This is a genomic window from Vibrio sp. 10N.222.52.B12 (assembly GCF_002875385.1).
In the GTDB taxonomy this organism is placed as follows: domain Bacteria; phylum Pseudomonadota; class Gammaproteobacteria; order Enterobacterales; family Vibrionaceae; genus Vibrio; species Vibrio jasicida.
Genome location: NZ_MDAW01000156.1, coordinates 1 through 10,098, shown reverse-complemented (window position 1 = coordinate 10,098; position 10,098 = coordinate 1). Strand labels below are relative to the sequence as shown.

The following is a 10,098-nucleotide window of genomic DNA, read 5'->3' as shown; positions in this document are numbered from 1 at the left end:
TAAAAAAGTGGAGGAGCAAGTAATGAACTCCGCATTCGTCCTCCCCCTTTCTAAGGGGGAGTTAGAGGGGGTTGCTCTAAGAACAAAGAACCCCTCCTAGCCTCCCCTTAAAAAGGGGAGGAACAAGTTCTTAACCCGCTTTAGTCCATCCATCTTTCCAAGAAGGAGTTAGAGGGGGTTGCTCTCAAAACAAACAACCACTCCTAGCCTCATTTTAAAAAAGTGGAGGAGCAAGTTATGAACTCCGCATTCGTCCTCCCCCTTTCCAAGGGGGAGTTAGAGGGGGTTACAAGTTTTTTTAATTCAATGCCGCCACGGCCGCTTTCACCTGATCTGCAATTTCAGCATTACGGAACTCACCCGCTTCCAAATCAAAGTTATCGTAGAAGCTTGGAATAGATTGCGATGCTTTCACTTCAGAACCAAAGTAAGGTGCAGAGCCTGTCGCCGCAGCGAGTACCGTTTGTGCACCACCAGGGCCAGGTGAAGTCGCTAAGTACACCGCCGGTTTATTTTGGAATACATTGCGATCGATACGTGTCGCCCAATCGAATAGATTCTTATACGCTGCTGGGTAAGAGCCGTTGTGTTCAGCAAAAGAAATCACCAAAGCGTCCGCCGTTGCGATATCTGCAAGAAACGCTTTTGCGCCTTCCGCCTGACCGATTTCTTTCTCTTTGTCTTCACTGAACAAAGGAACATCGTAGCTATTGAGGTCTAACACTTGCACGTCTGCACCTTCGACAAGGTTAGCAGCGTAAGTCGCAAGGGTTTTATTGATAGAGGTAGAGCTAGTAGAAGCGCCGAATGCGATAATTTTCATGGTTGTAATCCTTTGTTCACGTTTTGTACTAACAAGAGTAAAAGGTGAACGAGTGTGCTACAACCACAAAAATTTTAAGGAGAGATTCGAAAATTTCGAAGGAGTTTATTTCAACTCTTTTTGCTTCAACCAGAAACTTAGAGCTGCCAATCGAAGCATATATAACTGAATGAGACTTAAGCTTGCGCTTGAAGCTCTTGCCATAGATCGCTCACGATCACGCGATCAGCTGGCGTTAGTTCTGAACGTGCTTCTTCAAGACTGTTTTCGATGCGAGATTTAAGCTCAGTCACATCGTTAATGCCTTCTTCTTCACACGCCGCAGCAGACAGAGAAATGTGACCACGTAAATAACCACCAGCAAACAGTTCATCATCCGATGCTGTTTCAATGCGAGCATCAATCAGTTCTAGTAGTTTTTCTTCAAATTCAATAATCATGGCGTTTCTCTGAGGTTATTTAAGGGTATACCCAGAAACTTCAAGTGGCAGGGTTCAGCGAGAATAACTTGGTTTGCAGGCGCGGCAATGATTTAAAGATCTAGTGGTTCTAAATCAAAAATCATTAACAATGTCTGCAAGCCAAGATAACTCGCCCTTCGGGAGCATTTCACTGAAACGATTTCTACGTCAAGCTTTTTGGGAATAGGCTCTCTATTACACGGCAAAGCTTTCCTTGAACTCGAATCAGTGAAATTGCTCTGAACCCGTAACTTGAAATTACTTGGGTATAAAGTCAGACGTTTCCAGCGGCTTGGTTTGGTAAAAGGCACGCAACGCATCCGATAGCATTTTCACGCGAGGCGGAAGACCGTTTTCTAGAATACCCATTACTTCATTGTGCACTTTGTGCATAAAACCAAGACGATCTGGTTCAAAATCGCCGTGTAGATTGTCACAACTGACGTTAAAAGGGAAGTCAGCACTTTTTGCTAGAATCCACTCGTAAGCTTGAGGGCGAATTTCCACTTTTTCGAATTCAGCTTGAACCTCTGCTGTACGACCATCTGGTTCGTACCAATAACCAAAATCTTCCAGCAAACGACGCTCTGGTCCTGCTACGCACCAATGGGCAATCTCGTGCAGCGCTGACGCGTAAAAGCCACGAGCAAAAATAATCCGATGATGCGGATGTTCTTCATCTGCTGGCAAGTAAATTGGCTCATCGCCGCCTAGCTCTAACTCAGTGTTAAAAGGCTCAAGAAATGTGTCATTAAAAATAGCGATAAGGTCTTGATATTCGTGGTTCATCATCGATTCTGTACGTCAAATTGATATGCGGTGCGCATTGTCGCTGTTTTTCTTACACAGGTAAAGCCACACAACATGTTTGGTTATTAGCTGAGTTAATCTGAAAGTCGCTTTCTCCATACAATTTCTCATTCGTCACAGATCACATTTCCCACTACACTCACGCCTTATTTTTACGCTTAACGATGGCGACTTCAACGCCACTTGAAGCGAGATTCTTTTGGGTTTAAGCCTCTCCCCAAGGTTTAAATCTTGTTGGTAAGTTTTGCTGCTGTTTTCCTTAATCTCAAGGACCATGACAGAGCCCTTTTATTTGAGTGTCCCCTTATGCTGCTAAGTGTGTTGTACATCATTGGTATCACGGCTGAAGCCATGACTGGTGCATTGAGTGCCGGCCGAAGAAAAATGGATTGGTTTGGTGTTATGTTGGTAGCGAGTGCAACGGCTATTGGCGGCGGTACGGTGCGCGACATTCTTCTTGGCCACTACCCACTAGGTTGGGTGAAAAATCCCGAGTTTTTGGCAATCACTTGTGTAGCTGGTGTACTGACGACTGGCTTAGCGAAATGGGTGATTAAATTCAAAGGGCTATTTATCCGTTTGGATGCGCTGGGCTTGATCGTATTTAGCATCATCGGTACCAAGGTAGCGATTGGCATGGGCTTACACCCTGGCATTTGTATGGTGTCTGCACTAGTCACTGGTGTATTTGGCGGTCTGCTACGCGATTTGATTTGTCGTCAAACACCGCTTGTGTTGCATGAAGAGCTTTACGCCTCTGTGGCACTTATTGCATCGGGCTTGTACTTAGCTTTACTTGAGTTCAACGTACCTGACGTAACCGCGACGATTGTGACTCTGATTACTGGCTATATGCTCCGTATGGCTGCAGTTCGATTCAAATGGCGCTTACCTTCATTCCACTTGGAAACCGAAGGTTCGATTCACTAATTGGATTCGAAACCAATTGAAACCCTATTAAAAAGGCTGCTCACTGAGCAGCCTTTTGCGTTTCTATCGAGTTAAGTTTCAAACTTAAATCTTTGGAGTCTCGGTTTTTACGCCATGGTTTTGACCACGATGACGTAGCAAGTGATCCATAACGACAATAGCCAGCATCGCTTCCGCGATAGGCACGGCGCGGATACCCACACATGGGTCATGACGACCTTTAGTGATCAACTGAGTTGGTTCACCTTCTTTAGTGATAGTCTCGCCTGGAACCGTAATGCTTGAGGTTGGCTTAAGCGCGATGTTTGCCACAATCTCTTGGCCGGTAGAGATACCGCCCAGAATGCCGCCTGCGTGGTTGCTGCCGAAGCCTTCTGGAGAAAGCGTATCACGATGCTCGCTGCCTTTTTGGTTTACCACGTCAAAACCGTCGCCGATTTCCACGCCTTTCACCGCATTGATGCTCATTAGCGCGTGTGCGATGTCTGCATCTAAACGATCAAATACTGGCTCACCAAGACCAACAGGTACATTCGTTGCCACAACCTGAATTTTTGCGCCAATGGAGTCGCCTTCTTTTTTCAGATCACGGATAAGTTGATCAAATGCTTCTACTTTGTCTGCATCTGGGCAGAAGAACGCATTATTTTCGATTTCATTCCAATCCACTTTATCGATTGAAACGTCACCCATTTGCGACAAGTAAGCACGGATTTCTACACCGAACTCGTCTTTCAGGTATTTCTTAGCGATTGCACCAGCCGCCACACGCATTGCCGTTTCACGAGCAGACGAACGGCCGCCACCTCGATAATCGCGCACACCGTATTTTTGGTGGTAAGTGTAATCAGCATGTCCTGGACGGAACTTGTCTTTAATGTCTGAGTAGTCTTTAGAACGCTGGTCAGTGTTCTCAATCATCAAACCAATTGAAGTACCTGTAGTTTGACCTTCAAATACGCCAGAAAGAATTTTTACTTCGTCCGGCTCACGACGCTGTGTGGTGTAACGTGATGTGCCAGGACGGCGACGGTCGAGATCCGTTTGCAGATCTGCCTCAGTGATTTCCAAACCTGGAGGGCATCCGTCTACGATACATCCTAGTGCGATACCGTGACTTTCCCCGAATGTCGTCACTCGGAAATGTTGTCCGATACTGTTTCCTGCCATTACTTCCTCAAATTATTGTCGCCACGCTCGAACTGTGGGAGCGCAACTGCTTATCAATTCTTCGTGAATTCATAGTGGCGGTATTACGTTTTGATGTAAAGCCCGTTTTGGCGGAAAAAACAAATCAGCCTGAATTTTCAAGCTCACTGCGAAGCGGATAAAAAAACACCGAGCACTGGGCTCGGTGTTTTCATTGTTTGTTCGACTGGTTTGCTTAGACAGACTTAGTCTTTGTACAGTTTGAACTCTTCTGCACATTCAACTAACTGATCACGTGTTAGCATGAATACGCCGTGACCGCCGTTCTCGAACTCGACCCAAGTAAATGGGATCTGAGGGTACTGTTCCATCATGTGAACCATCGAGTTACCGACTTCACAAATAAGAATACCGTTTTCTGTTAGGTAGTCTGGAGCGTTGGCAAGAATACGACGAACCAGTTTTAGACCGTCAGTACCCGCAGCTAGACCTAGCTCAGGCTCGTGAGTGAACTCGTCTGGTAGGCTGTTCATGTCTTCTTCGTCCACGTAAGGTGGGTTAGAGACGATCAGGTTGTACTTCTCTTTTGGCAGATCACGGAACAAATCTGAACGGATTGGGAACACTTGCTGCTCCATACCGTGATCTTGTACGTTTTGTTCAGCCACTTGTAGAGCGTCTGTAGAGATGTCGATCGCGTCGACTTCTGCTTCAGGGAAAGCGTGCGCACAAGCAATCGCGATACAGCCAGAACCCGTACATAGGTCCATGATGCGAGTTGGCTCTTCCACCAACCAAGGTTGGAATTCCGCTTGAATCAATTCACCGATTGGAGAACGTGGCACAAGTACACGCTCATCAACAAAGAACTCAAGACCGCAGAACCATGCTTTGTTCGTTAGGTATGCAGTTGGTGTACGCTCGTTGATGCGTTTTACTACGCGCTCAACAATACGTAGACGCTCGCTTGTCGTTAGGCGAGAGTTCAATACATGCGGAGGCACATCAATCGGCAAGTATAATGTCGGCAGGATAAGCTGAACCGCTTCATCCCACGCATTATCAGTACCATGACCGTAAAACAAGTTAGCGGCGTTAAAGCGGCTGACCGTCCAACGAATCATATCTTGAAGGGTATGCAGTTCCGATACCGCCTCTTCTACAAAAATCTTATCCAAAATTGCCTCCGAAAAGCGCTACAATACTGCCATAAATTGTAAAAATGAAATTGTTTACCTAATGAGCAAAAAAGACACCGAACACGATGACGATTTCGCCTTGTTTAAGGATGCAGTACAGGGCGTAAAAAAGTTGCGACAGGATACCATAATCCAGCAACCAAAAAAAAATACTAAGCAAAAAGAAATCACGCGCTCAAACCGTGAAGCGAGTGATTCTGAGTTTTACTTTTCCGATGAGTTTGTCCCGCTCTTAAATGCGGATGGACCAACTCGCTACGCGCGTGATGATGTCTCAACTTATGAAGTGAAACGTCTGCGCCGTGGTGTATACGTACCTGATGTTTTCCTAGACATGCATGGTATGACCCAACTGGAAGCTAAGCGAGAGCTCGGCGCGATGATCGCTTACTGTGTCAAAAACGAAATCCACTGTGCGTGTGTTCAACACGGCATTGGTAAGCACATCTTGAAGCAGAAAGCACCGCTGTGGCTTGCTCAACACCCAGACGTGATGGCATTCCACCAAGCGCCTTTAGAGTTTGGCGGAGACGGTGCGCTACTGGTATTACTGTCTATTCCAGAGAAATAAGCCACCGACTGCGAAAGTGTTTCGCTGACGAACAAGAACGACAAAGGCAGGTTAACCCTGCCTTTTTGTTTTTCTCGAGTCGTGATCCCGAGAGCGAGTGTTCTATGGCATGATATGCCACAACACTTCACCGCGTTGTGTTTGCGGATCGTATTCAATGCACACCAAGCTAGATGTTGGGAACATCGGTGGTGTCATGTCTTTCACAAACTCAGAAGTGAGATACCCCACCAGCGGTAAGTGCGACACAAACAGAAGTGATTCCAACTTCTCAACCTCAATCAATGCATTGGCAAAATCAAATACATGGTCCGATTGACCGTATGGCGTGATGTCTTCACAAGTCTCAATACTTTTCGCCGAGAAATGGACGCTGATCTCTTGCCATGTTTGTTGCGCTCGGATGTATGGACTGACTAGCACTTTATCGAATTGAGCAAAACCTTGCTCTTTACATGCTCGGGCAACTGCTTCCGATTCAGTTCTGCCTCTTTGGGTCAGTTGTCTTTCTGCATCGGTATCCGCGAAATGTTCCGCTTCACCGTGACGCAAGATAAATATTTTCATGTTATTTCCTAGGGATAGCTAACGCTACCAAAAGGTTGACTGCTATCTTTATACGGATAGCGGGCTAACTTTAATAATGTCGAAACAAAAATACTGATATAATTATCGGTTCATTATACCAATTCGCTTGCTAAAGATAGCGACTTTCTTAACAATCTATTAAAAAGAATAGACTCAGTTCATCACATTCTACGATGAAGTTATGAACTCAGTGCATTCCTTCAAATAGCTCGAACCCCATAGCATTGGCTATTGGGCTTATGCAGTACTCTTACGAATAACAAAAATACGGCAAGCAGTATTTGTCGAAGCGCAAACTTTGCGCCGCCCCATTCGGGGTTCATCATTACTGTAATGCGAAATCTGGAGACGCATCGTGCACTTAAGTCCAAACGATTCAAATCAATACCGCTACATTACCTTGAGTAATGCACTGCGCGTGTTGCTGATCCACTCCGACACCGCTCAACAGTCGGCAGCAGCCTTGGCAGTAAATGTTGGACACTTTGATGACCCAAATGATCGTCAAGGTCTGGCACACTACCTAGAACACATGCTTTTTTTGGGAACGGAAAAATACCCTAAAGTTGGCGAGTTTCAAAGTTATATTAGTCAACACGGTGGCACAAATAACGCTTGGACGGGAACAGAGCATACTTGTTTCTTCTTTGACGTCACCCCCACAGCGTTTGAAACCGCGCTTGACCGTTTCAGCCAATTCTTCACCGCACCGTTGTTTAATGAAGAAGCGTTAGACAAAGAGCGCCAAGCTGTCGACTCCGAATACAAGCTCAAACTGAACGACGATTCTCGCCGTCTATATCAAGTAAACAAAGAGGTCATCAACCCTGATCATCCGTTTTCTAAGTTCTCTGTCGGCAACTTGGAAACCCTCGGCGATCGCGATGGCAAATCGATTCGCGACGAGATAGTCGAGTTTCACCACTTGCAATATTCTGCTGATTTGATGACATTGACCTTGTTTGGTCCTCAATCTCTTGATGAACAGCAAGCTTGGGTAGAAACCATGTTTGCTGACATTCCAAATCATCAATTACACGGAAAATCGATTGATGTACCTATAGGTAACGAAGACAGCACCGGCATTTTGGTTCAAGTCGAACCGATTAAAGAATTTCGTAAACTGATCTTAACCTTCCCGATGCCAGGGATGGATGTGCATTACGGCGCGAAACCCCTCTCCTACTTTGCGCATTTGTTGGGTTATGAAGGCGAAGGCAGTTTGATGCTAGAGCTGAAAAACAAAGGTTGGATTACATCCTTATCTGCCGGAGGAGGTGCAAGCGGCAGCAATTACCGAGACTTCACAGTCAGCTGCACATTGACCCAAGATGGCTTGGATTATGTCGATAACATCATTCAAGCCGTATTCCAGTACCTGTCTATGATCAAACAAGATGGGATGGATGAATGGCGTTACCTTGAAAAACAAGCAGTGCTGGAGTCTGCCTTCCGCTTTCAAGAGCCATCTCGTCCGATGGATTTGGTCAGCCACCTTGTGATCAACATGCAGCACTATCTGCCGGAAGACACGGTTTACGGTGACTACAAAATGACAGGGTATGATGAAGAGCTACAACGCTCTTTATTGCACTACCTCAACATCGAAAATGTTCGTGTGACTCTGATTGCCAAAGGATTAGAGTACAACCAAACCGCAGAATGGTATTTCACGCCCTACTCAGTGCATCCATTCAACGATGAACAACGTCGTTTATATCAACAAATCGATCCTAGTTGGCAATTCGTTCTCCCAGAAAAGAACCCATACATTTGCTACGAGCTCGATCCAAAACCGTTTGAAAATGGTGGCTCATTGCCAGAATTAGTGGAAGATGTCGAAGGCTTCCGTTTATGGCATTTGCAAGATGACGAATTCCGAGTGCCAAAAGGCGTCGTGTATGTCGCTATCGACAGCTCGCACGCCGTCGCTTCACCGAAAAACATCGTGAAAACACGCCTATGTGTTGAGATGTTCCTTGATTCATTAGCGAAAGAGACCTATCAAGCTGAAATCGCAGGTATGGGTTACAACATGTACGCTCACCAAGGTGGTGTTACTCTGACGCTATCAGGTTTTAGCGAGAAATTGCCTCAGCTGTTAGAAATGATTCTGCATCGCTTCGCGGCACGTGAGTTCAGCCCTGCTCGATTCGAAACCATCAAACAACAACTATTACGTAATTGGCGAAACTCATCTCAGGACCGCCCTATTTCGCAGCTATTCAATGCACTGACTGGTCTTCTTCAACCCAACAATCCGCCTTTCGCAACACTCGTTGAAGCGCTGGAAGAAATAGAAGTGGATGAACTGTCGGTGTTTGTTGAATCAATTTTGGCCGAGTTGCATGTAGAAATGTTCGTTTACGGCGACTGGCAGCGTCAGCACGCAAAAGAGATGGCAACAACGTTGAAAGATGCCCTTAGAGTAAAAGAACAACGCTACGAAGAGGCACTCCGCCCGTTGGTCATGCTTGGCGAAAATGGTAGTTTCCAACGTGAAGTCCACTGTAATCAGCAAGATTCCGCGGTGGTGATTTACCACCAATGTGAAGATATCGAGCCACGCAATATCGCCTTGTATACACTGGCTAACCATCTGATGTCGGCGACCTTCTTCCATGAAATCCGCACCAAGCAGCAACTTGGCTATATGGTCGGTACGGGAAATATGCCTCTCAATCGCCATCCAGGTATTGTGCTGTACGTTCAGTCTCCAAATGCCGCTCCCGCTGAATTGGTTACATCAATTGATGAGTTTTTGAACGCTTTCTACATGGTATTGCTAGAGCTAAATGAATACCAGTGGCACAGCAGCAAGCGAGGTTTATGGAATCAAATAGCAACGCCCGACACAACATTGCGTGGTAGAGCTCAGCGCTTGTGGGTCGCTATTGGCAACAAAGACACGGATTTCAATCAACGTGAAAAGGTACTAGAAGAGCTTAAAGGGCTTACTCGTACCGATATGATCCGCTTTGTTGTCAACGAGTTAAAACCGCGTACAGCAAACCGTTTGGTCATGCACTCGCAAGGTATAGCACACGCAGATGCTCCGCGAGTTAATCTTGGTTTAGAAATTGGATCGATTGAAGAGTTTCAATTACGCCCGAAAGACTTCGGTCTCGGATGAGAGAAAGAATGGTAGAAATGGCATAAAATGGTAAAAGTAGTAATTTAGTTTATGCTGTAATTACCTTGTTCAATAAATACGCAAACACGAGGAATACATGAAAAAGCTACTTTTAATTGCTGCTGTACTAATGCCACTTGCACCTGCTGCTTACGCTGATATCACTATCAAAGGTGATGATTTCGAGCTAAGTGACGACTGTTTGCGCCTTGATGGTGACAATGTATCGATAAAATCTGATGACTGCTCATCGGGGAAGCATGACAAAGACCACAAGGGTAATTCTAGTGTCCACGGCGATAACAACCCAGGCAAAGGTCACGACAAGGACAAAAAAGACAAGAAGAAATAACGTCTCACATTCTCAAACACAAAAAAGGCTTGCATCACGCAAGCCTTTCTATTTTTGAGCGGTGTCCCGTCCTGAGATAAGT

At 45.7% G+C, this 10,098-nt stretch carries 10 protein-coding genes; 4 read left to right on the top strand and 6 right to left on the bottom strand.

Annotation, left to right across the window (positions count from 1 at the left end):
* Positions 1-298: 298 nt before the first annotated feature.
* The 3 genes from BCT11_RS24485 to BCT11_RS24470 all read right to left on the bottom strand — a co-directional run bounded on the left by BCT11_RS24485 (position 299) and on the right by BCT11_RS24470 (position 2,073).
* Entirely contained in the window at positions 299-823 is a 525-nt protein-coding gene (locus tag BCT11_RS24485; RefSeq protein WP_102389513.1) for an NADPH-dependent FMN reductase, read from the bottom strand.
* A 176-nt stretch (positions 824-999) separates the two neighbouring features.
* Positions 1,000-1,263: a YfcL family protein gene (locus BCT11_RS24475; RefSeq protein ID WP_005433127.1), complete on the bottom strand. Its 264-nt coding sequence runs from the start codon at positions 1,261-1,263 to the stop codon at positions 1,000-1,002.
* A gap of 279 nt (positions 1,264-1,542) precedes the next feature.
* Entirely contained in the window at positions 1,543-2,073 is a 531-nt protein-coding gene (locus BCT11_RS24470) for an elongation factor P hydroxylase (protein ID WP_045397873.1), read from the bottom strand.
* A gap of 327 nt (positions 2,074-2,400) precedes the next feature.
* On the opposite strand from BCT11_RS24470, the gene BCT11_RS24465 reads away from it, so the two are divergent.
* Entirely contained in the window at positions 2,401-3,024 is a 624-nt protein-coding gene (locus BCT11_RS24465; protein ID WP_009707348.1) for a trimeric intracellular cation channel family protein, read from the top strand.
* 84 nt (positions 3,025-3,108) lie between these two features.
* Here the strand turns inward: BCT11_RS24465 and aroC are convergent, their stop codons facing one another.
* On the bottom strand, positions 3,109-4,194 hold the full coding sequence (gene aroC, locus BCT11_RS24460; protein WP_042606319.1) for a chorismate synthase: 1,086 nt from the start codon (positions 4,192-4,194) through the stop codon (positions 3,109-3,111).
* Positions 4,195-4,418: 224 nt separating this feature from the next.
* Positions 4,419-5,351: a 50S ribosomal protein L3 N(5)-glutamine methyltransferase gene (gene prmB / locus BCT11_RS24455; RefSeq protein ID WP_038871350.1), complete on the bottom strand. Its 933-nt coding sequence runs from the start codon at positions 5,349-5,351 to the stop codon at positions 4,419-4,421.
* A 61-nt stretch (positions 5,352-5,412) separates the two neighbouring features.
* Between prmB and smrB the strand changes: the two genes are divergently transcribed.
* On the top strand, positions 5,413-5,943 hold the full coding sequence (gene smrB / locus BCT11_RS24450) for an endonuclease SmrB (RefSeq protein WP_038871353.1): 531 nt from the start codon (positions 5,413-5,415) through the stop codon (positions 5,941-5,943).
* Positions 5,944-6,045: 102 nt separating this feature from the next.
* On the opposite strand, the gene sixA is transcribed toward smrB, so the two are convergent.
* Positions 6,046-6,510, bottom strand: coding sequence for a phosphohistidine phosphatase SixA (sixA, locus tag BCT11_RS24445; RefSeq protein WP_102389512.1), 465 nt, complete (start codon positions 6,508-6,510; stop codon positions 6,046-6,048).
* 376 nt (positions 6,511-6,886) lie between these two features.
* Here sixA and BCT11_RS24440 point away from each other — a divergent pair, with 376 nt between their 5' ends.
* Both BCT11_RS24440 and BCT11_RS24435 read left to right on the top strand, forming a co-directional pair.
* Positions 6,887-9,664 carry an insulinase family protein gene (locus BCT11_RS24440; RefSeq protein ID WP_102389511.1) on the top strand — a complete coding sequence of 926 codons (2,778 nt, stop codon included), beginning with the start codon at positions 6,887-6,889 and terminating at the stop codon, positions 9,662-9,664.
* A 97-nt stretch (positions 9,665-9,761) separates the two neighbouring features.
* On the top strand, positions 9,762-10,016 hold the full coding sequence (locus tag BCT11_RS24435) for a CG2 omega domain protein (protein WP_102389510.1): 255 nt from the start codon (positions 9,762-9,764) through the stop codon (positions 10,014-10,016).
* Positions 10,017-10,098 lie beyond the last annotated feature (82 nt).

Coding starts and splice junctions, on each gene's coding strand:
- sixA (WP_102389512.1), bottom strand. CDS start 6,510: ATGAAAATATTTATCTTGCGTCACGGTGAAGCGGAACATTTCGCGGAT.
- BCT11_RS24435 (WP_102389510.1), top strand. CDS start 9,762: ATGAAAAAGCTACTTTTAATTGCTGCTGTACTAATGCCACTTGCACCT.
- smrB (WP_038871353.1), top strand. CDS start 5,413: ATGAGCAAAAAAGACACCGAACACGATGACGATTTCGCCTTGTTTAAG.
- BCT11_RS24485 (WP_102389513.1), bottom strand. CDS start 823: ATGAAAATTATCGCATTCGGCGCTTCTACTAGCTCTACCTCTATCAAT.
- BCT11_RS24470 (WP_045397873.1), bottom strand. CDS start 2,073: ATGAACCACGAATATCAAGACCTTATCGCTATTTTTAATGACACATTT.
- BCT11_RS24475 (WP_005433127.1), bottom strand. CDS start 1,263: ATGATTATTGAATTTGAAGAAAAACTACTAGAACTGATTGATGCTCGC.
- BCT11_RS24465 (WP_009707348.1), top strand. CDS start 2,401: ATGCTGCTAAGTGTGTTGTACATCATTGGTATCACGGCTGAAGCCATG.
- aroC (WP_042606319.1), bottom strand. CDS start 4,194: ATGGCAGGAAACAGTATCGGACAACATTTCCGAGTGACGACATTCGGG.